Raw genomic sequence first — 20687 nt, forward strand, 5'->3', positions numbered from 1 at the left:
ACGTCCGGTCCGCCCCCACGGGGCGGGCCGGACGTCCTTCTACCCGGGGACGCCCGGCAAGGCCCCGGGCCGTTCGCGTGCGGCGTCCAGGGCGGTGCACCAGTGCGCCGGGTGCGGGGCGCGCAGCAGACCCGTGCCGATGAGCAGGCCGTCGAACCCCTCGTCGAGCAACCGGGCCGCGTCCTCGGGGCCGGCGATGCCGCTGGCGCTGACCGCGCAGCGGGCGCCGGTCTCCCGCACGGCCGGCAGCAGCGTGGAGCTGCGCTCGAGGTCGCCGGGCAGGCGTTCACGGGTGGTGATGTCCTTGTTGTTGACGGCGACCACGCACCGCCCGGCCCTCGGCACCGCCGCCGCCTCCGCCGCGTCGGCGACCTCCACGAACGGGGTCAGCCCGAGCTCCAGGGCGTGGTCCACCAGCCGGGCCAGTACGCCGCCGGGCAGCAGCCGTACGGTCAGCAGCACGGCGGAGGCGCCCAGGTCACGGCTGCGTTCGAGCTGGCGCCGGCTGGTGAGGAAGTCCTTGCGCAGCAGGGGCAGGCGCGTCGAAGCGGCGACCCCTTCCAGCAGCGCCTCGCCGCCGCCGAACCAGCGGCCGGTGACCACGGAGATACACGGCGCCCCGGCCTCCTCGTAGGCGGCGACGACCTCGGTCACCGAGCGCGCGCCCAGCAGGTCGGTGCCGTCGGCGTCCTGCCGCTTGACCTCCATGATCACGGGCCGTGGGGCCGCCAGGAGCGCGTCGGTGAACCTCATGCCGCCCTCCAGGCGCGGGTCACGGCCGCGGCGCTCCCCGCGGCCAGCAGACCGTCCTCGCCACGGGCGGCCGAGTCGACGTCGATGCCGAGGAACCGGGGGTGGGCGCGAGTACCGGCGAACCGGTGCCGGTTGCCCGCGCCGAGCCCGCCCGCGAGCAGGAACGGCCGTTGCATGCGGTCGGCCAGTCCGGTCACCGTGCCGTCGTCCAGGCTCGCCCCGGTACTGCCCACGCGTCCGCCCGCTGCGACCGCGTCGAGCAGGAAGCAGTCCGCACCGGCCCGTTCGTACGCGCCGATCAGTCGCGCCTCCACACAGGAACCCCCGTCGACGTGCAGCACCTTGACGATGCGTACGCCGTCGGGGACCAGGGCCCGCAGGGCACGCACCGTGCCGGGCGGCTGGTAGCCGTGCAGCTGGATCCAGGAGGGGCCGCCCGCGCCCGTGAGGCCGGCCAGTGCCTCGACGTCGGTGGCGAAGGTGACCAGCACCGCCTCCAGGCGTCCGGTCGCGCGCGCCTCGGCGGTGAGGTCGGCGAGCCGTCCGGCCGGCAGGTCGGCCCGGCCCCCGGGCACCCCGTGCCACAGCCCGACCAGGTCCGCCCCGGCGTCGGCGACGCCCCGCACCTCGGCGGCGCTCGTCGCACCGCAGATCTTGACGAGCACTACACCGCCTCACCGACGAGGGAACCGCGCGCGAGCCGGTCGCCCGAGCCGTCCGCCCCGTCCTCGAACAGTCCCGGGTGCGCGGCCCGCAGGTCGCCGATCAGCCACTCGTAGGGCAGGTCGTCGAACTCGCCGTGCTCGCGCAGGAACTCCATCTGCCTGCGCCCCTTCAGGTCGAAGGGGTGGTGCAGGCTGTCGGCGGTGCCGTCGAAGTCCAGCGGCGCCATCCGGTACAGCCGGCACAGCGTCTTGTTGAACACCGGCGTCGCCCTCACCCAGCGGTCCTCCAGCAGCACCGAGGTCAGCCCGTGCTGGTGGAACACGTCACCGCCCAGCAGCCGCTTCAGCCGCTCGGAGGCGAGGTGGTTGCGCACGTCGGTCAGCACCAGGCGCGCCGGGACGCCCAGCGAGCGCAGCCCGGCCGTGTACAGGACCGACTTGTGCAGACACATGCCGGAGCCGGTGCGCACCACTCGGCTCGCGCGCAGACCCTCGCGGGACAGGTCCGCGCCGTACACCTCGTAGTGGATGCCGTCACGCACGGCGTAGTACAGGGCCACGGCGCGTTCGGTGGGGGTGGTGGCGGTCGCCGGCAGCGCGCGGCGGACGAAGTCGCGCACTTCGGGGCTGTGGTGGTCGATGAACTCGGTCGCCGCCAGGGCGGAGTGGAGGGTCATGGTGGCGTGGTCCGCTTCCGTTGGGTGTCGACGTGTGCTCAGAGGCCGAGCATCGAGGCGATGCGGTTGCGCTGGATCTCGGACGTGCCGGAGTAGATGGTCCCGGCGACCGAGTTGCGCAGCTCCTGCTCGACGCCGTACTCGGCCATGTAGCCGTTGCCCCCGAAGATCTGGACGGCGGCGAGCGCGGAGGCGACGTTGGCCTCGCTGGTGACGAGCTTGGCGATGGCGATGTCACGGGTGACGTTCTGCCCGGCCATCAGTTTGCGGGCGGTGGAGTACAGCCACTGCCGGGCCGTCTCGGCGCCGACGTCCATGTCCACGATCTTGTGGGACACGGCCTGGTAGGAGCCGATCGGCTGCCCGAACTGGGTCCGGGTGCGGGCGTACTCGGTGCAGCGCTCCACGCGGTCGCGCATCTCCCCCGCGTTGATGACGAAGGAGCAGAGGATCTCCCAGCGCATCACGTGGTCCAGGACGAGGAAGCCGCCGCCGGGGCGGCCCACGACCCGCGAGGCGGGGACGCGGCAGTCGTCGAGGAACAGCTCGCACAGCGGCGAGGTGCGCAGCCCCATCTTGGCGACCGGTCCGCCGACGGTCAGGCCGGGCGTGGCGCGGTCGACCAGGAAGGCGGTGATGCTCAGCGGGCCGGGGCGGTCGCTGGTGCGCGCGTACACGGTGACCACGTCGGCGACCGGGCCGTTGCTCACGAAGGCCTTGCTGCCGTTGAGGACGAAGTCGTCGCCGTCCCGTACGGCGCGGGTGCGCATCGCCAGCGCGTCCGACCCGCTGTCGGGCTCGCTGATGGCGTGGGCGCCGATCAGGTCGCCGGAGCACAGAGCCGGCAGGTAGCGGTCCTTCAGCTCCGGGGAGCCGAACCGGTGCAGGGGGACGCCGGTGCTGACCAGGTGGCTGCACACGGAGAAGTTGAGCCCCGCGTCGCGACAGCCCTGGCCCAGACCCTCCAGGACGTACATCGTGGTCAGCAGGTCCTGTCCGAGGCCGCCCCACCGCTCGTCGAAGGGCAGGCCCAGGATGCCGGAGGCACGCAGCAGGTCCCACTGCTCGCGGGGGAAGGCGGCCTCGGCGTCACGTTCGACGTGCCCGGCGCTGAGCTTGTCCAGCAGCGGTGCCAGACTGTCGCGCAGCCGCTGCTGTTCGTCCGTCCACGTGATCATCAGTACTGGGAGAACTCGGACGAGTCCAGGTTGTGGCGTTCGTCGCCGCGCAGCGCCGGGGTGAACATGCACACCAGGCGCAGGTCCTCGTGCGGACCGGCGATCAGCCAGTGCGCGTCGTGCTGGTCGAGGGCGTAGAGGGTGCCGGGGATGATGGGGTGGGAGGTCCCGGCCATGTCGACGACCTCGCCGCTGCCGCTGATGCAGTAGCAGGCCTCCAGGTGGCGGCGGTACTCCAGCCGCGACTTGGTGCCGGCCCGCACGATCGTGTCGGTGACGGTGTACCCGAGGCCGTCGGACTCGGTGAGGAACCGGCGGCTGAGGCCGTTGCCCCAGTCGACGCAGTGGACGCTGTCGAGCGTGCGGATGATCACGGTGAGATCCCTTCGGTCAGGTGGTGGGGACGGTGGGGTGGCGCAGCCGGGCCGCGAAGGAGGCGAACTCCTCCACCGGGTCGCGCCCGGTGTCCAGGGCCTGTTCGATCCTGGCCACGCCGGCGCTGCCGACGACCGCGGCATCCGCGCCGAGTGCTTCCAGGGCGGCGATGTCGGCCGCTGTACGGACGCCGAAGCCGACGGCGACCGGGGCCCGGGTCGCGGGCCGCAGCGTGCCGAGGACGGCGGCGAGCCGTTCCCGGTCGGGTGGGGCGGTGGTGCCGCTGCGGCCGTAGTGGGCGACCAGGTAGAGGTAGGCCGAGGCGTGCCGGGCCGCCTCGGCCGCGGTCGCGGTGCCGGAGACGGCGTAGCAGGTGGTGACCAGGGGCAGCCCGGCCCGGTCGGCGGCCTCGTAGTGGGCGGTGCGCAGCCGGGGCGGCAGTCCGTGCAGCAGCAGCCCGTCGCAGCCGGCGTCGGCGACGGACCGGGCGAAGTCGCCCAGGTCCCGGCCTTTGACGGTGTGGCTCCAGTCGGCGAGCAGGGCGATCCGCAGCCGCCGCAGCCGGGGCCGTACGGCGGCCACCGCCTGCAGGACGCCGCTCAGTGTGACGCCGGTGGCCAGGGCCCGGTCGGCGGACCGCCGGATCACGGGGCCGTCGGTGACCGAGTCGGGGAAGGGGACGGCCAGTTCGAGGCAGTCGACGTCGCTGTCGTCGAGCATCGCGGCGAACTCGGGCAGCGTGCCGAGCGGCGGATCGCCCGCGTTGACGAACACGGCCAGCCCGGGCCGCCCGGGCCGCCGACGGGCGAAGAACCCGTGCCCCCCTGCGCCGTGCCCGTCGGCGCCGTCCGCCCGGGAGTCGGTCCGCGCGGCACCTCTCGACGTGCCGGGTGCGGGCGGCAGACCGCGGGGGCGGCCCGGTATCCGGGTGGCGGGGAAACCGTCAGGCATGGGCGGCCTCCGGTGTGCGCAGCCGCTCGAGCAGTCGCAGCGCCGAGCCGTTGTGCAGGGTGGCGCGTGCGGCGCCCAGCGCCTGGTGCCAGTCACCGGTGAGCCGGCCGGCGACCGCGAGCGCCGCGGCGTTGAGGCAGACGGTCTGGGTCGCCGCCGGGCTGCCGCGCCCGGCCAGCACCTCCTGGAACTTCGAGGCGGCGCCCCGCACCCCGTCCTCGGCCGGGGCCAGGTCGGCCAGGTCACCGGCCCCCAGGTCCAGTGCCGCGGGCACGAGCGTGAACTCGTCCTCGGCGCCGGCGTCGTAGGCGTGCACCCGGTTGGCGGTGAAGGCGAGGAACTCGTCGGCGCCGGCGGCGTTGTCGGCCAGCCACACGGTGCGGCCGGTGGCACGGGAGGTGTGCACGGCGGCGTGCCGCAGGGCCTGCAGCGCCGCCGGGCGGGACACGCCGGTCACCTGAGCGGCCACCGGCACGTCGGCCAGGAAGGGGCCGAGGGTGTTGACGAACGAGCCCAGCAACCGTATGTCGAGCGGTGCGACGGCCCGCGCGAGCAGCGCGATCTCGCGCGGGTACACGAAGTACCCGGCGAAGGCGATGCCGCAGCGCCGAAGGACCTCCCGGGTCTGCTCGTACGACGTCGTGGGGGTGATCCCCAGCTGTTCCAGCAGGTCCAGGGAACCGCAGCCGCTGGTGTAGGCCCGCGAGCCGGTCTTGACGACCCGCACCCCCATCGCCGCGGCCACGAACGCGGCGGCCGTGGAGATGTTGAAGGTGCGCGGCCCGCCCCCGGTGCCGACGATGTTGACGGCCGTCCCGAATCCGTCGGCGGGAGGGGCGGGACGGCGCTCGGCGAGCGAGTCGAGGAACGCGCGCAGGGTGACCCGGTCGGGCATCCGGGTGGACAGGGAGGCCAGCAGAGCCGTGGCCTCCCCCCGGCGCAGGTCTCCCGTGTGGAGCCGGTCCCAGAACGACCTCCACACCGGCAGCTCCACCGGACGGTCCCGGCCGATGAGCGAGACGACCGCCTCGTGCATGGCTACGCGGCCCCCGCGTGCTCGCGCGGCGCGTCCGCGAGGAACGCGGCGATCGCCGCGACGGAGGTGAAGGACTCCGGGTCGAGGTCGACGGCGTCCGTGTCGACCCCGTAGCGGTCCTCCAGCCAGGCGATCACCTTGAGCAGCCCGAGGCTGTCGATGACGCCGTTGTCCACGAGGTCGTAGTCGTCGGCCAGTTCGTGGGCGGCCACGTCGGGCAGGAACTCCTCGACGACGAACGCCTTGACGGCCTGAACGTACTGCATGTCAGTTCTCCTTGTTGAAGTGGGCCGAAGCGACCCGGTCGCGGTCGACCTTGCCGGTGGAGGTACGGGACAGCGCGTCGTCGGTGATCCGCAGCACGGCCGGGACCGCCGCCCGGGGCAGCCGGCGGGCCAGGTGCCCGCGCAGCGTCAGGCTGTTGAGGCCCGAACCCGGTGCACGCCGGACGACCGCGTGCAGCAGGCGCCCGGCGACGGGGTCGGGCAGGGCCACGACGGCCGCCTCGGTGACCTCGCCGTGGCCGAGCAGCAGGTGCTCCACCTCCTGGGTGTTGACCCGCACTCCGCGCACCTTGACCTGGTGGTCGGTGCGGCCCTCGAGGGTGAGGGAGCCGTCCGGGTGCCTGTGCACCAGGTCGCCGCTGCGGAAGTAGCGCCGCCCGTCGTCACCCCCGGGATGCGCCGCGAAGACCTGGCGGGCGGCGGCGGCACCGAGGTAGCCGCGCGTCTGGAACGGTGTGGAGACGAGCAGTTCGCCCGTGCCGGGGCCGTCGAGGACCGCGCCGCCGTCCGCGACGACGAGCGCCTCGACTCCGGGCAGCGGCACGCCGATGGGCAGGGGTGACGCCGCGGGGGCGCGGGAGTCGACCTCGTGGATGAAGCTGTCGTTGGTCTCGGTGCATCCGTAGATGTTGTGGAGCCGGGCTCCGGGCAGCAGGCCGGCCAGCCGGTCGAGCAGCGGCCCGGGCATGGCGTCGCCGGTGAACATGGCGTGCCGCACGGCGGGCAGGGACGTCCCGGTGGCGTCCGCCGCGTCGGTGAGCAGCCGGAAGAACATGGGCACGGCCTGGACGACGTGCACCCGGTGCCGCCGGAGCAGGCCGAGCAGACGCGCTCCGTCCAGCGCGTGGTCGGGGTCGACGAGGACGACGCGGCCGCCGTGGGCGAGGGTGGTCCACACGTCCAGCAGGCACAGGTCGAAGTTGAGCGGCGCGTAGTTGAGGACCGTGGTGCCCGGTGCGATGCCGAAGGCGGCGGCGGCCCAGTCGCCGAAGGCGTCGAGGGCGTCCGTGTGCAGCGGGACGATCTTCGGCAGGCCGGTGGAGCCGGAGGTGGTCAGCAGCAGGGCGGGCCGGCCGGTGCACGGCGCGGGGTGCGCCGGTGTGCCCGTCCGCGGTCCCCGGGTGACGGTGGCGGAGGGCCGCAGCACCTCCCGGACGCCGGCCTGCCGGTGCAGCCGGTCCAGGGCGTCCCGGCCGAGCGTCGCGGCGGGCAGCAGCACCGGCCGCCGCTGCAGCAGGCAGGCCAGGACCAGCGCGATCGTGGCGGGTGACTTCACGGCGGGCACGGCGACCGGTTCGTCGCCCGGCAGCCTCGCGATGCGGTCGCGCTCCTGCGCCGTGAGGTGCAGCAGCGTTCCGTAGTCGATCTCCTCGTCCCGCCACACCAGGGCCGTCGCCCGGGGCGTGCGGCGTGCCTGTCCGACCACGCCGTCGAGCAGACCGTGACGGCCCTGCGTCCCACCCGCGCTTCCGCTCACGGCCCCTCCCCCGGTTCGCCTTGCGTCCTGCGGATTCCGATGGTGGTCGCGCCGTCTGGAGGATGGATGGAGCCCCGCTGCACTTGCCCGCCGGCTGCGAGGCACCGACGTACGCCGAGGGGCCGCGTCACCGGGCGGGTGAACGCGGCCCCTCGCGCCGTGCGGCTGTCAGCCGCCGGTCAGTTCCCCGAGCGCGTCCGCCGGGTCGCTGTGCGGCGCCCCGGCGGGCCACCACGCGCCCGACTCCTCGCGGTAGGGATACCACCGGCCGTCGCGGCCCAGGCGCAGCTGGACGCCCTGTCCGGCCAGGGTCCAGTGGTTGTCCCGTACGTCCAGCCCGGGCAGCTCGTCGGCCTCCCAGCACGCCTGGAGCGCCGACCGGGCGCGGGCGGTCTCCTGAGGGGACGGCGGCCAGGTGTGCTCCAGCACCTCCAGCCCGGCCGCCCCGCCGGTGCGCCAGGCCCGGACCGCACGGTCCAGCTCCCGGGGCGGCCTGCCGCAGGTTCCGCGCAGCCGCTCGGCCACCCTCGGATCCGGGTGCGTGGCGGCGATCCGCACGGTGTCCTGCCACGGATCGAGGGGCGGCGCGGGCTCCGCGGTCAGCCCGAGGGCGTAGGCGAGCAGTGCGCGTGCCCGCACCGCCGCGTCGGCGACGAGCTGCTCCAGCGGGTCGGCCTCGATGCCGGTGACGGGTTCGTCGCCGCCGGCCGGCGCGGCGGGCAGTGGTGGCGGCGCGGGCAGCGGCGCAGCGCCCCGAGCCCACGCCGCCACCGGGTCGACGCCCGGCGGTGTCCCGGCCGGGCCCCCGGTGTCCTCCCCGGACCCCTCGCCGTCGTCCTCCTGGTCGTGTTCGTCGTCCTCGGCGCCCGTCATGGCCCGCAGCAGCAGCTCGGACTTCAGTTCCTCCACGGCCTCGTCGAGGTCTCGGCCCCGCATCAGCGGCAGCAGCCAGGGCTCCGCGTCGAGCAGCCAGGACACCTGGTAGCACAGCGCCGTGGCATGCGGACACGGGTGCTCCAGCTCGTCGCAGTCGCAGTCCGCGTCCAGGTCGCCGTACCCGGGCAGCATCCGCACCCGGGCGTCCTCCACGGCTTCCAGGAAGTCCTCCGGCAGCTCACCGCCGAGCAGTTCCTCCGTCACCTCGGGCCGGTCGGCGGCCTTCTCCCAGAGCAGCTCCCACTCCCCCGCGTCCAGCTCGGCGAGCGTGACCACGGTCGTGTACGCGGTCTCACCCCCGTACACCTCTGCGGCGATGCGCCCCGGGCTGACGGTGACGGGGCCGATCCGCCCGGAGCGTGCGAAGGCCCGCCCCCTCTTCAGCGACTCCTCCTCCGGCCAGGTGTCCTCCACGGCCTCGGTCCACGCCTTGGCCCAGAACGACTGGCCGCGGGCGCGCCCGCCCTTGCGCGCCGCGAAGGCGGGAAAGCCCCGTGCACCGCTTCCCTGTGCCTCGCCCATCACTCGCTCCTCAGCTCGACCAGGTTGGCCAGCTCGTCGTTCGTCAGCTCCGTCAGTGCCTGTTCGCCCGTGCCCAGCACCGCGTCCGCCAGTTCCTTCTTGGACTCCAGCAGGGCGGCGATGCGGTCCTCGACGGTGCCCTCGGCGATCAGCCGGTGGACCTGGACCGGCCGGGTCTGGCCGATGCGGTAGGCGCGGTCCGTGGCCTGTGCCTCCACCGCGGGGTTCCACCAGCGGTCGTAGTGCACGACGTGGTCGGCGCGGGTGAGGTTCAGCCCGGTGCCCGCCGCCTTCAGCGACAGCAGGAACACGGGTACTTCACCGTCCTGGAAGCGCTGCACCAGCTCCTCGCGCCTGGGCACGGGCGTGCCGCCGTGCAGGAGCTGCACGGGCACGCCCCGCTCCCGCAGGTGGCGCTCCAGCAGCCGGGCCATGGCGACGTACTGCGTGAACACGAGGGCGGCGCCGCCCTCGGCGATGATCGTGCCGAGGAGTTCGTCGAGCAGCTCCAGCTTCCCGGATCGTCCGGCGAGCGCCGTGCCCTCCTCCTTGAGGAACTGGGCGGGGTGGTTGCAGATCTGCTTCAGCCCGGTGAGCAGCTTCAGGACCAGGCCGTTGCGGGCGATGCCCTCGCTGCCGCGGATCCGCGCCATCACCTCCTGCACCTGCGTGCGGTAGAGGGACGACTGCTCGGCGGTGAGCGCGACCGGCCGGTCCGTCTCGGTCTTGGGCGGCAGTTCCGGTGCGATGCCCGGGTCGGACTTGCGGCGGCGCAGCAGGAAGGGCCGGACGAGACCGGCCAGGCGCGCGGCCGTGGCCCGTTCCCCCTCGGCACGCTCCGCCTCGATCGGGGCCATCCAGCGCCGGCGGAACTCGCCGTAGCCGCCCAGCAGTCCGGGTGTCGTCCAGTCCAGGACCGCCCACAGCTCGGACAGGCTGTTCTCCACGGGCGTGCCGGTGAGCGCCACCTTGGCGTCGGCGGGGATGAGGCGCAGCGCCTTCGCGGTGCCCGAGTGCGGGTTCTTGACGTGCTGGGCCTCGTCGGCGACGACCATGCCCCAGCGGTGTTCCGCCAGTTGCCCGGCGTCGAGCCGCATGGTGCCGTACGTCGTCAGCACGAACCCGTCGTCGGCACCGTCCAGGGTGCGCCCGGGTCCGTGGTAGCGGCGGACGGTGGTGCCGGGGGCGAACCTGCCCACCTCCCGTTGCCAGTTGCCCAGCAGCGAGGCCGGGCAGACGACCAGCGTGGGGCCGCGGCCGCCCGCCTCCCGGCGCAGCAGGTGCAGCGCGATGAGCTGGAGGGTCTTGCCCAGGCCCATGTCGTCGGCGAGGCAGCCGCCGAGGCCCAGCGAGGTCATCCGGTCCAGCCAGCGCAGGCCGCGCAGCTGGTAGTCGCGCAGGGTGGCGGTGAGCGCGGCCGGCTGCCGGACCGGTTCGTCGCCGCCGTCCGGGTCGGACAGACGGGCCCGCAACGCCAGCAGCCAGGCGGTGGGTGCGACCGGTACCTGCTCGGTGCCGATCCGCGTGGATCCGCTCAGGGCGACGGCGAGGGCCTCGATGGCGGTGAGGGAGCCGACCCGCCGGTCGCGCGCCTTGCGGGCGAGGTCCGCGCCGACGAGGGTCCACCTGCCACGCAGCCGCACCACGGGTGGGCCCGCGGCCACCGCCGCCATCTCCTCCTCGGTCAGCGGATCGCCGTCCAGGTCGAGCTGCCAGCGCAGGCCGACCGTGCCGTCACCGCCGAAGAAGTCGCGCAAGTCGGTGGGCGGCGCGAGGTCGGCGCCGACGACGGCGCGGGCGGTCAGCGAGCGGTGGGCGTCCTCGGGCCACAGGACGTCGATGCCGTGGGCGCGCAGCCGGCCGGCCCCTTCGCCCAGCAGCTCGGTGACGTCCCGGTCGGACAGGTCCATGGAGTGCGGGACGGGCAGCAGCCGCTCCAGCGGTGGCCACACGCCCGAGGCGCGGCGGACGGCGAGCACGGTGTCGGCCTGGGCGCGCGGTCCCAGCGCGTGGTCGGCGCTCTCGAACAGTTCGCCCGCGTCGAGCGCGAGGGTCGGGTCGGCGAGACTGTGGGCGCGCGGTACGAGCCGTAGGGCGGGCCGGTCCCCTCCCTGCCCGTGCGCGCCCTCGGCGAGTTCGACCCGCAGCGAGACCCGCACCCCGGAGTCGAGCCCCGCCGAGATCTCCTCGGCCCAGGCCCGCAGTTGTGGCACGTGCTGGGGCTCGACGGCCGCGAACGCCGCCCGGCCGGTCGCCGCGTGGGCGGCGGGGGTGCGGGGCAGCACGTCGGCGACGGCGTCCAGGAACGCCCTGACCAGGCCCTCGGGTTCGGCCATGCGCACGTGCGCGCCGGTCGTGCCGGGGAGGGCGGCGGCGTACGCCTCGGGCGGCGCGGCGGCCGCCAGCTCCCGCACGCGCCGCACGTCGTCCAGGTCCAGGGGTCCCGTGCGCCAGGCGTCGTACCCGGCCGCGCTCACGCCCGGCAGCAGGCGCTCGCGGGCGGCCAGGTGCAGGGCGATCGCGGCCGCCCGTCCCCAGAAGGCGGCGGCCGGGTGCACCCCCCGGGCCCCGGGTCTGGCGGCGCCGGCCAGGACGGGCAGGGCGTCGGCGACCGGCAGACGCACGACCGGGACGGTGCGGGTCACGGGTGCGCCGTCCTCGACGGCGACGACGTCCGCCTCGCCGGCGTCGCCGCGTTCGTCCTCCCCGACCGGTGGTGAGCCGCCCTGCGCGTCCCAGAACACCACCCTGCCCGCGCGGGGCGGGTCGGCCGCCTCGAACAGCACGGCGCACTTGGTGAGTTCGCCGGTGCGCACACTCGTCGTCACTGCCATGTCCCTCTGCATTCCTCTTCGTCCGCCCGGCGCGACCGGTTTCAGCGGCCGAGCCGCTGGTAGCGTCGCACGGACAGCGGGAAGAAGATCGCGAAAATGACCAGCGGCCAGATCACGGCCATGACGATGGCCTGATCCGACGCCCATGTCCCGGTGTCGTACCCGGGGTTGCCGAACAGTTCGCGCGCCGCCGTCACCGTCGCCGACAGCGGATTCCACTCGGAGACCGCGGCGAGCCAGCCCGGCATGGTGTCCGGCGAGACGAACGCGTTCGACAGGAAGCCGAGCGGCCACACCAGGGTCTGCACGGCCGTGACGGCGGCCGTGTCCGTGAAGACGAGTCCGAGGTAGATGCCCACCCACAGCAGTGCGAAGCGCAGCAGCAGGAGCAGTCCGACGGCCGCGAGCGCCTGGCCCGCCCCGTTGTCGGCCCGCCAGCCGACGGCCAGTCCGCACAGGATCATCACCGTCAGTGCGAGGACCGAGTTGAGCATGTCGGCGATGCTGCGGCCGGTCACCACCGCCGCGGAGGACGTGGGCATCGCGCGGAACCGGTCGGTGACGCCCTTGGCGGCGTCGCTGATCACGGCCAGCATGGTCACCTCGATGCCGAAGACCATCGTCATGGCGAACATGCCCGGCACCAGGAACTCGCGGTAGTTGCCGCCTCCGGGCACCTGCATCGCGCCGCCGAAGAGGTACCCGAACATCAGCACCATCATGATCGGGAAGAGCAGCCCGATGACGACCGGAGCGGGGTTGCGCGCCCAGTGGGCCAGGGAGCGGCCGGTCAGGACCCAGGAGTCGGACAGGGCCCAGCGGGCGCCGCCCGCCCCGGTCGTGTGCTGCGGGGCTGCGGTGGTCACACCGTCACCTCTTCCTTGTTCTCGTCGCGGTCCGTCCGGACCGTCTCGGTGTCCGCGTCGTCGCGGGTGTCCTTCTGGGCCCCGGTGAGGTGCAGGAACACCTCGTCCAGGGTCGGGCGGCGCAGTGCGATGTCCTCGGCCACCACACCCGCGTCGCCCAGTGCGCGCACCGTCTCGGTCAGCGCGACGACCCGGTCCTGGACCGGCACGCCCACGCGGCGGTTCTCCGCGTCGGTGTCGGTGTCCCGGCCGGTGATCCGCGCCAGCACCCCGGCCGCGGCGGCGAGGTCGGCGGAGTCGCGGACCGTGACGTCGATCCGGTCGCCGCCGATGGCCGACTTCAGCTCGTCGGGCCTGCCCTCGGCGATCACCCGCCCGCCCGCGCCGCCCGGCGACGCGATGACCGAGATCCGGTCGGCGAGCTGGTCCGCCTCGTCCAGGTACTGCGTGGTCAGCAGGACGGTCGTGCCGTCGTCGACCAGTGAACGCACCGCGGCCCACACCTCGTTGCGACTGCGCGGGTCCAGTCCCGTCGTCGGCTCGTCGAGGAACAGCACCCGGGGCGCGAGGATCAGGCTGGCCGCCAGGTCCAGGCGCCGCCGCATGCCGCCCGAGTAGTCCTTCACCTGCTTGGCGCCGGTGCCGGCGAGCCCGAACTGCTCCAGCAGCGCGTCCGCGCGCTCCATCGCCGCCCGCTTCCCCAGGTGGTACAGCCGGCCGAACATCACCAGGTTCTGCCGCCCGCTGAGCACCTCGTCGACGGCCGCGTACTGGCCGAGCAACCCGATCCTGGCCCGTACCTCGGCGCTGTGGCGGGCCACGTCGAAGCCGGCGACCTCGGCGCGGCCCTCGTCCAGCCGGGCCAGCGTGGACAGGATGCGCACCGCGGTGGTCTTGCCCGCACCGTTGGGGCCGAGCAGTCCGTGGACGGTCCCCTCCGGCACCCGCAGATGGAACCCGTTCAGAGCCGGGGCCGCGCCGTACCGCTTGCACAGGTTCTCGGCGAGGATCGCGTAGTCGGATCCCATGGATGTCCTTCCGCAGAAATGGTTGACGTGCTGAGCAGTGTGGGGGCCACCGCTCGGCCCGCCTTCGAGTCCCGCTCGACCGGCGGGCGGAAGCGTCGGGACGTCAGCGCACGCCCACCGGCACGGAGGAGCACGTGGTCACCTTCATCAACCGCTTCACGGTCACCGGCCCGCCCGAGGAGTTCGAACGGCTCTTCGAGGACACCTCGGCCTTCTTCCACGACCGTCCCGGATTCCTCAGCCACCGGCTGCTGCGCCACAGCGAGCAGCCCGGCAGCTACGTCAACGTCGCCGAGTGGGCGGACACCGAGTCCTTCCGGGCGGCCGTCACCCACCCGGACTTCGCCCCGCACGCCGCCGCCCTGCGCACCCTGAGCACCAGCGAGCCGAACCTGTACGCGCCGGTGATGGAGCGCACCTCCGCCACCACCGCGAAGAGTTGAGCGCCCCGCGCACGAGCGAGCGGGCGGCCCCTGACCGCAGGGGCCGCCCGCTCGCTCGTGCACTGCCTCAGCGCGCGGCCTTCACCGACAGCGGATGGTGGAACACGTCTGCGGGGTCCCACACGGCCTTGACCGCCTGCAGGCGGCGGTAGTTGGCGCCGTAGTAGAGCGTGTGCCAGGGCACGCCGGAGGTGTTCCACCTCGGGTCGGCCATGTCGATGTCGGGGAAGTTGACGAAGCAGCCGTCGCTGCGCTCCCCCGGCGCCGGCACGCCGCCGGTGTCCCGGTAGACACCCGCGTAGAGACGGCGCAGCCAGTCCACGTTCACCGCGTCGTGCTCGGGGTCCTGCCACGTGTTCATGAACAGCGCCTTCATCACCGAGTCCCGCTGCGCGGACGCCGTCGCCCCGGGGTGGACGGTGTTGACCTTGCCGCCGTACGACTGGATGGACACCGAGCTGGTCTCGTTGCTGTGCTCGGTGCTGCCCAGGAAGTCGTACAGGACGTCGATCTGCTCGTCGGTGAACGACCGCCGCAGGTACGACGACTTGATCTTCTGGCGACCGGTCTCCGCGTCCTGGGCCGTGGCCAGCGCCTCCACCGACGCCATCCACGGCAGGGTCTCCGTCGGCGCGGTGTACGCCTCGACGCCCACTCCGGCGCCGAGGGCGTCGACGTGGTCCTTCAGCAGCGCCTCCGCACGGGGCAGGGTCGCGTCCAGGTGGGTGAAGGCGATCGCGCTCAGACCCTGGTCGTCCTGCGCCTGACGGCCCAGCAGCACCAGCCCGCTGAACAGCCCGGTGTACGGCGAGCGGGGGCCGCTGTTGCGTTCGTGCCAGCGTCCGTGGTTGCCGACCAGGGTGCGGAACGCGCTCTTGGTCATGCCCTCGCGCGGGAACATCACACTGGCGGCCAGGACGCTGCCCGGCGGGCGCGGGAGCGCCGCGGCCGGGTCACCGCCCCGGGCGGAGGGGGAGCGGAACCAGTACCGGGTGACGACACCGAAGTTGCCGCCCCCCGCACCGGTGTGGGCCCACCACAGTTCCCGGTGCGGATCACGGGCCTCCCGTGTGGCGATGACCGCACGGGCGCGTCCGGAGGCGTCCACGACCACGACCTCGACCGCCTGGAGGTGGTCGCTGGAGATGCCGTGACGCCGGGACAGGGCACCGTAACCGCCGCCCTGCACGTGACCGCCCGCGGCGACCGTCGCACTGGCGCCGCCCGGGATGGTCACGCCCCAGCCGTAGTAGAGGGTGCGGTAGACGTCCGCGAGCCGGGCACCCGCGCCCACCTCGAACGCCCCGCGTGCCGCGTCCCAGCGCACGGTGTCCATCCCGGCCAGGTCGATGACCCGCCGGACGGCCGCGTCCCCCACGAAGTTCTCGTAGCAGTGCCCGCCGCTGCGCACCGCGATGCGCTTGCCCTCCCGTACGGCCCTCTGCACGGCCCGCACCACCTGGTCCGTGGTGGTCGCCAGGAGGAAGGCGTCCGGGCGGGTGGAGAACCTCTTGTTGCTGCCGCGCACGGCGAGGTCCTCGTAGCGCGGGTCCGACGGGTCGACCACGACGGCGTTCTGTCCGGTCGCCGAGGTCCCGGACGTCGCGGCGTTCGCGACGCCGGCGCCGCCGGCGACGCCGGCGCTCGCCGCCGCGGCGATGGTCCCGGTGACGAAGCGCCGGCGGTTCGGAGCAGTCATCACTCCCCCGCTCAGACGGCGGCGCGCTCGGACAGCGCCCGGTTGATCAGTTCCAGGTACGCGCGCGGGGTCTCCGCCTCGTCGATGGCGTCCTCGTCCAGGATCAGATCGAAGTCCCTCTCGATGCGCCCGGTGGTCTGGAGGACCGCCAGGGAGTCGTAACCGAGCTCGACGAACGGGACGTCCAGGATGTCGCCGTCCAGGTCCACGCCCTCGTCCTGGCCGGCGCACTCGCGCAGCAGGGTGGTCAGGTCGGTGAGTTCCAGCTGGTTCACGGTCTACCTCTTCCTTCGGTACGGACTTCGGTCAGGGGGCCGGGGCCGTCACGGCGTGACGGCCCCGGGCCGCGTGTTCAGGAGCGGACCACGGCGGCGGAGTTGAAGCCGCCCCGCCCGCGGGCCAGCACCAGTGCGGTCCGCACCTCGACGTCACGGCGCGGCGCACCGGTCACCAGATCCAGGGGGCAGTCGTCCGCGGGGCGCACGGTGCCGACGGTGGGGGGTATCACCTGGTCCCGCACCGAGAACAGGGCCGCGGCCAGGTCCAGGGAGGAGCCCCCGGCGGCGAGGCGGCCCGTCATGCTCTTGGGCGCGGTCACCGGCACGCCGCGCTCCCCGAACAGTTCGGCGAGCACCTCGGCCTCGGCACGGTCGGCCGCGCGTTCACCGGCGGCGTCGGCGAAGACCACGTCGACCTGATCGGGCCGCACTCCGGCGTCGGCCAGGGCGAGTTCGGCCGCGGCGCCGAGCCGTGACCCTCCCCCGGCCGCCGGGGCCGGGTCGAAGGTGGACGCGTACCCGGCGACCTTCCCGTAGACCCGGGCGTCGCGGGTGTGCGCGGCCTCGGCGTCCTCCAGCACCAGCAGGGCGCCCCCCTCACCGGGGACGTATCCGCAGGCGTCGGCGGAGAACGGCAGGAAGGCCCGGCCGGGGTCGTCACTGAGGCTGATGCGTCCCTCGGCGAGGTGTGCGGTCCAGCCCCACGGGCACAGGCCGGAGTCGACCGCGCCGGTGACGACGAGGGAGGAACCCTTGCGGAGCTGACGGCGGGCCTGGCCGACGGCGTCGAGCCCGCCCGCCTGCTCGGTCACCAGCACGCCGCTGGCGCCGCGCAGCCCGTGCCGGATGGAGATCTGGCCGGTGTTGACCGCGTAGAACCAGGCGAAGGACTGGTACGCGCTGACGTGCTGGCCGCCCTTGCTCCACAGCGCCTGCAGTTCCCGCTGGCCGAACTCGAAGCCGCCCGCGGAACTGGCGGTGACCACACCGGCGGCGTACTCGGGCAGCTCGGCCGGGTCGACGCCGGCGTCGCGCAGGGCCTCCTCGGCGGCCACCAGCGACAGCCGGGTCACCTGGTCGGTCTGCGACAGCAGACGGCTCGGTACGTGGTCCTCGGCGACGAATCCGGGCACCTCGCCCGCGAGACGCGCCGGGTACCCGGAGGCGTCGAACCGGGTGAGGCGCCGGATGCCGCTCTCGCCGCGCAGCACCGCGGCCCACCAGGCCTCGGCACCGAGCCCGTTGGGGGCGGCGACGCCGATCCCGGTGACCACGGCGGCGCCGGTGCGGACCGACGTGGGGGAGATACCGGTCGTCATGCGCTCGCTCCCGGGTGTGGGCGGGTCAGGATCATGGCGCTCTGGAATCCGCCGAAGCCGCTGCCCACGGTGAGGACCGCGTCGGTCACCTGCTCACGGGCCACGAGCGGGGTGTAGTCCAGGTCGCAGGCGGGGTCGGGTTCGTGGAGGTTGGCCGTGGGGGGCACGGTGCCGTGCTCGATGGCCAGGGCGCTGGCCGCCACCTCCAGGGAGCCGATGGCGCCGAGCGAGTGCCCGATCATCGACTTGATGGAGCTGACGGGCACCTCGTGGGCGCGGGCACCGAGGCTGCGCTTGAACGCGGCCGTCTCGTGCCGGTCGTTCTGCTTGGTGCCCGAACCGTGGGCGTTGATGTAGTCGATGTCGCCGGGGGTGAGCCGGGCCTCGTCCAGCGCGGCGCCGATGGCCTCGGCCATCTCCTTGCCGTCCGACCGCAGTCCGGTCATGTGGTAGGCGTTGCTGCGGCTGGCGAAGCCGGCTATCTCGGCGTACACGTGCGCGCCGCGCCGTCGGGCGTGCTCCAGTTCCTCGACGACCAGAACCGCCGAGCCCTCACCGAGCACGAATCCGTTGCGCGTGCGGTCGAAGGGCCTGGAGGCCGTCTCCGGCTCGTCGTTGCGGGGGCTGGTGGCCTTGATGGCGTCGAAGCAGGCGACGGTGATGGGTGAGATCGGCGCCTCCGTGGCTCCGGTGACCATGACGTCGGCGCTGCCCTCGCGGATGAGTTCCACGGCGTGCCCGACGGAGTCCAGGCCCGAGGTGCAGCCCGTCGAGACCAGCGACACCGGTCCCTGGGCGCCGACGGTGTGGGCCACCTCGGCGGCCAGCGAGCTGGGCACGAAGTAGTCGAAGAGGTGGCTGACGGCCCGCGTGTGATCGACGAGCCAGTGCGCGCCGTTCTCGCTGACCGCCGCGTACTCGACGTCCAGCCCGGTGGTGCAGCCGACGGCGCTGCCGAGCGCGACGCCGGTCCGCAGCGGGTCGAGTCCTCCGGCCAGGCCGCTGTCCGCCAGTGCCTCCCGCGCGCTCACCACCGCGAACTGCGCGGCCCGGTCGAGTCTCTCGGCTTCGGCCGCGCCGAGCCCGTGCGCCTCGGGGACGAAGTCCACCTCGGCGGCGATGCGGGACCGGAACTGGGCCGGGTCGAACAGGGTGATGCCTCGAGTCGCCGTACGGCCCGCGGTGAGCACCGACCAGAACTCCTTGGTACCCACCCCGCCCGGGGCGACCACTCCGATACCGGTGATCACGGCCCGTCTCATCGGCTGTCCCTCACAGTTGTCCTCCAGGTGTCACGACCACCTCGGCTACCGTCCGAGCGTCGCCGATGGACCTGGAGAATGGCTTGAACATGCCATCAGAGGGGCCGGCCCGCCTCACGGGTGCCCTGACCGCAGGTGCCCGGCGGGCGGGTCACTCGGATGCTGCGACCGCGGGGCGCGCCGTTGCCCACCCGAGTGCGAGCATCCCCTCGCGGACTTCACCGACCGCGGCATCCGGGACCGCCGCGGCGGCCTCCTGGAGGACGAGGAGCCGCGCCCCGGGGATCGCGCGCGCGATCGCCTCGCCGTTGCCGACGGGGAAGAACCGGTCGCGGCGGCCGTGGACGACGAGCGTGGGGACCGCGGTCCCGGGCAGGCGCTCCCGCCACCGGGGTGTGCGGTCGAGCCTGGAGAACACCATGCCCGTCTGGTTGGCCGTCTGGACCGGTGGGGCGGTGCCGGGTGTGCGGTCCCGGACGCGCGCGGCGAGCACGCGCGCGGCGGTGGGGTCGTCGCCGCGGGTTCCTGCGCCGGCGGCGGCGTACCCGGCCACCGCCTCGCGGTCGGTCGAGTCGGGCATCGCACGTGCGAAGAGCCGGCGCATCGTCGCCCCGTCGTGGTCGGGGAGGTCGTCGTCGGGCGGGCCGGGCGCGACCGCGCACGTGCCGACCGGGGTGAGCGCCGGGAACGCACCCGGATGGTCGAGCACGGCCACCTGCGCGACCGTCCCGCCGACACCGATGCCCGCGAGGTGCGCGGGCCCGCCGCCCGGCGCGCGGGCCAGGGCCGCCGCGTCGGCGGCGAGGTCGCGCAGGGTGGAGGCGGGCGCCTCCGGGTCCACCGACGTCGGCTCCCCGCTGTCACGCAGGTCGTGGCGCACGACGCGGCGCCCGGCGGCGGGGCCCTCGCACAGCGCGTCGGGCCAGGAGAGCATCGTCGTCCCGCCCGCGAGCACAACGAGCGGCGCGTGGTGGTCGCCGAACGACTCGGCGCCCAGGACGATCCCGTCGGCGTCGACCGCGGTCATGGGATCACCGGGCCCCTTCGGAGGCCGGGATGTCAGCGCAGTTGCCCGTCATGCCGGCGCAGACCCGGCCCGCCGCCGGGACTCATCGCTCACCGGGTGCCTCGTGCGGGAACGTCCTGAGCCGAGCGCCGGCCGCCGGCTCGGCGGTCAGGACCGCGCGGCGGCGGTTTCGTCCCGCACCGATTCGGGCCGGGTGTGCAGCACCTCGCGGGCCTGTTCCGCCGCGCGGATGGTGCTCTCCTGGACGAAGTCGAGGAAGCGGGCGACGTTCTCCAGGCGGGTGGCGGCCGGGGTGCCGGGGCCGAGGACGCCGATGCCCTGCCGGGAGACCTCGACGACCTGGGTGAGGGAGCGGGCACTGGCGATCATCGCCTGGTACCAGACGTCGTCACCGACGACGTAGCGCTCCCGGCGGCGTTCGTCGCGCTCCCGCCGGACCAGGCCCTGGCTCTCCAGGAAGGTGATGGCCTTGGAGATGGACGCCGGGCTGACCTGGAGACGCTGGACGAGCTCGGCGGCGGTGAGGCTGCCCTCGTCGGTGGTGTAGAGGCAGACCAGCACCCTGGACATCATCTTGGGCATGCCCGAGGCCATGAAGACGGTGGTCAGGGTCTCCTCGTAGGCGCGCACCGCCTCGGCGTCGCGCCCGTGGGGCTGCTCGGGAGTGCGCTGTCCACCCCGGGGCGCGGCCTGCCGGCGGCGGTGGGCGCGGCGCTCGGTGGCGAGGTGCGCGAGGTCCGCGCGGTAGGCGGTGGGGCCGCCGTTGCGCATCACCTCGCGCGTGATCGTCGAGGTGGGCCGGTCCAGGCGCCTGGCGATCTCCGCGTAGGGAAGGCCGTCGGCCAGGCCCAGCGCGATCTGCTGGCGCTCCTGCTGGGTGAGCCTGCCTCCCGGCATCGCGGTCTCCTTCGGCGTGCGTCGGAGGGGCAGCATAGCTTTCGCCCCTCATTCATTGCAACGCGGAGGGAGTGAGGATGTTGCCGGCCCGGCACCCGCTGCTTGCTTCTCGCCCGTCCTCACCTGCCCGTTCGGTCGGCCGACCTTGCCGACATCTCGAATGCAACGTAGCGTTTCCGT

20 protein-coding genes are annotated in these 20687 nt (G+C 74.0%); 1 reads left to right on the forward strand and 19 read right to left on the reverse strand.

Annotated elements, in window-relative coordinates:
- Positions 1 to 39: 39 nt before the first annotated feature.
- The 13 genes from Q5694_RS30095 to Q5694_RS30155 form a co-directional block, all read right to left on the reverse strand.
- A complete protein-coding gene (locus Q5694_RS30095; RefSeq protein WP_333936629.1) occupies positions 40 to 753 on the reverse strand; it encodes an indole-3-glycerol-phosphate synthase in 714 nt (237 codons plus the stop codon).
- The gene (locus Q5694_RS30100) at positions 750 to 1418 is read right to left on the reverse strand and encodes a phosphoribosylanthranilate isomerase (RefSeq protein WP_333936630.1); all 669 of its coding nucleotides are present in this window, start codon (positions 1416 to 1418) and stop codon (positions 750 to 752) included. Before Q5694_RS30100 ends, Q5694_RS30095 begins: the two co-directional genes overlap by 4 nt.
- A complete protein-coding gene (locus Q5694_RS30105; protein ID WP_333936631.1) occupies positions 1418 to 2095 on the reverse strand; it encodes a transglutaminase-like domain-containing protein in 678 nt (225 codons plus the stop codon). Before Q5694_RS30105 ends, Q5694_RS30100 begins: the two co-directional genes overlap by 1 nt.
- A gap of 38 nt (positions 2096 to 2133) precedes the next feature.
- Entirely contained in the window at positions 2134 to 3273 is a 1140-nt protein-coding gene (locus tag Q5694_RS30110) for an acyl-CoA dehydrogenase family protein (protein WP_333936632.1), read from the reverse strand.
- Entirely contained in the window at positions 3273 to 3647 is a 375-nt protein-coding gene (locus Q5694_RS30115) for an ectoine synthase (protein WP_333936633.1), read from the reverse strand. Before Q5694_RS30115 ends, Q5694_RS30110 begins: the two co-directional genes overlap by 1 nt.
- Positions 3648 to 3663: 16 nt before the next feature.
- Positions 3664 to 4599 carry a tryptophan synthase subunit alpha gene (gene trpA, locus Q5694_RS30120; protein ID WP_333936634.1) on the reverse strand — a complete coding sequence of 312 codons (936 nt, stop codon included), beginning with the start codon at positions 4597 to 4599 and terminating at the stop codon, positions 3664 to 3666.
- Positions 4592 to 5635, reverse strand: a complete 1044-nt coding sequence (locus Q5694_RS30125) for an anthranilate phosphoribosyltransferase (RefSeq protein ID WP_333936635.1) — start codon at positions 5633 to 5635, stop codon at positions 4592 to 4594. The genes trpA and Q5694_RS30125 overlap by 8 nt, the downstream gene beginning before the upstream one ends.
- Positions 5636 to 5637: 2 nt before the next feature.
- Positions 5638 to 5901, reverse strand: a complete 264-nt coding sequence (locus Q5694_RS30130) for an acyl carrier protein (protein ID WP_333936636.1) — start codon at positions 5899 to 5901, stop codon at positions 5638 to 5640.
- Between the two features lies 1 nt (position 5902).
- Positions 5903 to 7396: an AMP-binding protein gene (locus tag Q5694_RS30135; RefSeq protein ID WP_333936637.1), complete on the reverse strand. Its 1494-nt coding sequence runs from the start codon at positions 7394 to 7396 to the stop codon at positions 5903 to 5905.
- A gap of 168 nt (positions 7397 to 7564) precedes the next feature.
- Positions 7565 to 8854, reverse strand: coding sequence for an SWIM zinc finger family protein (locus Q5694_RS30140; protein ID WP_333936638.1), 1290 nt, complete (start codon positions 8852 to 8854; stop codon positions 7565 to 7567).
- Positions 8854 to 11688, reverse strand: coding sequence for a DEAD/DEAH box helicase (locus Q5694_RS30145; RefSeq protein ID WP_333936639.1), 2835 nt, complete (start codon positions 11686 to 11688; stop codon positions 8854 to 8856). The genes Q5694_RS30140 and Q5694_RS30145 overlap by 1 nt, the downstream gene beginning before the upstream one ends.
- Before the next feature lie 41 nt (positions 11689 to 11729).
- The gene (locus Q5694_RS30150; RefSeq protein WP_333936641.1) at positions 11730 to 12554 is read right to left on the reverse strand and encodes an ABC transporter permease; all 825 of its coding nucleotides are present in this window, start codon (positions 12552 to 12554) and stop codon (positions 11730 to 11732) included.
- Positions 12551 to 13582: an ATP-binding cassette domain-containing protein gene (locus Q5694_RS30155; protein ID WP_333936642.1), complete on the reverse strand. Its 1032-nt coding sequence runs from the start codon at positions 13580 to 13582 to the stop codon at positions 12551 to 12553. Before Q5694_RS30155 ends, Q5694_RS30150 begins: the two co-directional genes overlap by 4 nt.
- Before the next feature lie 134 nt (positions 13583 to 13716).
- On the opposite strand from Q5694_RS30155, the gene Q5694_RS30160 reads away from it, so the two are divergent.
- Positions 13717 to 14025 carry an antibiotic biosynthesis monooxygenase family protein gene (locus tag Q5694_RS30160; protein WP_333936643.1) on the forward strand — a complete coding sequence of 103 codons (309 nt, stop codon included), beginning with the start codon at positions 13717 to 13719 and terminating at the stop codon, positions 14023 to 14025.
- A 67-nt stretch (positions 14026 to 14092) separates the two neighbouring features.
- On the opposite strand, the gene Q5694_RS30165 is transcribed toward Q5694_RS30160, so the two are convergent.
- The 6 genes from Q5694_RS30165 to Q5694_RS34940 all read right to left on the reverse strand — a co-directional run bounded on the left by Q5694_RS30165 (position 14093) and on the right by Q5694_RS34940 (position 20507).
- A complete protein-coding gene (locus Q5694_RS30165) occupies positions 14093 to 15724 on the reverse strand; it encodes an FAD-binding oxidoreductase (protein ID WP_333936644.1) in 1632 nt (543 codons plus the stop codon).
- A gap of 11 nt (positions 15725 to 15735) precedes the next feature.
- Positions 15736 to 15999, reverse strand: coding sequence for an acyl carrier protein (locus Q5694_RS30170; protein ID WP_333936645.1), 264 nt, complete (start codon positions 15997 to 15999; stop codon positions 15736 to 15738).
- Between the two features lie 77 nt (positions 16000 to 16076).
- Positions 16077 to 17321 (reverse strand): ketosynthase chain-length factor, encoded by a 1245-nt coding sequence (locus Q5694_RS30175; RefSeq protein ID WP_333936647.1) that lies wholly within the window; start codon positions 17319 to 17321, stop codon positions 16077 to 16079.
- Positions 17318 to 18583 (reverse strand): beta-ketoacyl-[acyl-carrier-protein] synthase family protein, encoded by a 1266-nt coding sequence (locus Q5694_RS30180; protein WP_333936648.1) that lies wholly within the window; start codon positions 18581 to 18583, stop codon positions 17318 to 17320. Before Q5694_RS30180 ends, Q5694_RS30175 begins: the two co-directional genes overlap by 4 nt.
- Positions 18584 to 18734: 151 nt before the next feature.
- Positions 18735 to 19610, reverse strand: coding sequence for an alpha/beta fold hydrolase (locus tag Q5694_RS30185; RefSeq protein ID WP_333936649.1), 876 nt, complete (start codon positions 19608 to 19610; stop codon positions 18735 to 18737).
- 147 nt (positions 19611 to 19757) lie between these two features.
- Positions 19758 to 20507, reverse strand: coding sequence for a helix-turn-helix domain-containing protein (locus tag Q5694_RS34940; RefSeq protein ID WP_443040970.1), 750 nt, complete (start codon positions 20505 to 20507; stop codon positions 19758 to 19760).
- Positions 20508 to 20687: the final 180 nt, after the last annotated feature.

The organism is Streptomyces sp. AHA2 (assembly GCF_036857595.1).
Lineage (GTDB): Bacteria > Actinomycetota > Actinomycetes > Streptomycetales > Streptomycetaceae > Streptomyces.

Coding starts and splice junctions, on each gene's coding strand:
- Q5694_RS30095 (WP_333936629.1), bottom strand. CDS start 753: ATGAGGTTCACCGACGCGCTCCTGGCGGCCCCACGGCCCGTGATCATG.
- Q5694_RS30105 (WP_333936631.1), bottom strand. CDS start 2,095: ATGACCCTCCACTCCGCCCTGGCGGCGACCGAGTTCATCGACCACCAC.
- Q5694_RS30110 (WP_333936632.1), bottom strand. CDS start 3,273: ATGATCACGTGGACGGACGAACAGCAGCGGCTGCGCGACAGTCTGGCA.
- trpA (WP_333936634.1), bottom strand. CDS start 4,599: ATGCCTGACGGTTTCCCCGCCACCCGGATACCGGGCCGCCCCCGCGGT.
- Q5694_RS30125 (WP_333936635.1), bottom strand. CDS start 5,635: ATGCACGAGGCGGTCGTCTCGCTCATCGGCCGGGACCGTCCGGTGGAG.
- Q5694_RS30130 (WP_333936636.1), bottom strand. CDS start 5,901: ATGCAGTACGTTCAGGCCGTCAAGGCGTTCGTCGTCGAGGAGTTCCTG.
- Q5694_RS30140 (WP_333936638.1), bottom strand. CDS start 8,854: ATGGGCGAGGCACAGGGAAGCGGTGCACGGGGCTTTCCCGCCTTCGCG.
- Q5694_RS30145 (WP_333936639.1), bottom strand. CDS start 11,688: ATGGCAGTGACGACGAGTGTGCGCACCGGCGAACTCACCAAGTGCGCC.
- Q5694_RS30155 (WP_333936642.1), bottom strand. CDS start 13,582: ATGGGATCCGACTACGCGATCCTCGCCGAGAACCTGTGCAAGCGGTAC.
- Q5694_RS30165 (WP_333936644.1), bottom strand. CDS start 15,724: ATGACTGCTCCGAACCGCCGGCGCTTCGTCACCGGGACCATCGCCGCG.
- Q5694_RS30175 (WP_333936647.1), bottom strand. CDS start 17,321: ATGACGACCGGTATCTCCCCCACGTCGGTCCGCACCGGCGCCGCCGTG.
- Q5694_RS30180 (WP_333936648.1), bottom strand. CDS start 18,583: ATGAGACGGGCCGTGATCACCGGTATCGGAGTGGTCGCCCCGGGCGGG.
- Q5694_RS30185 (WP_333936649.1), bottom strand. CDS start 19,610: ATGACCGCGGTCGACGCCGACGGGATCGTCCTGGGCGCCGAGTCGTTC.
- Q5694_RS34940 (WP_443040970.1), bottom strand. CDS start 20,507: ATGCCGGGAGGCAGGCTCACCCAGCAGGAGCGCCAGCAGATCGCGCTG.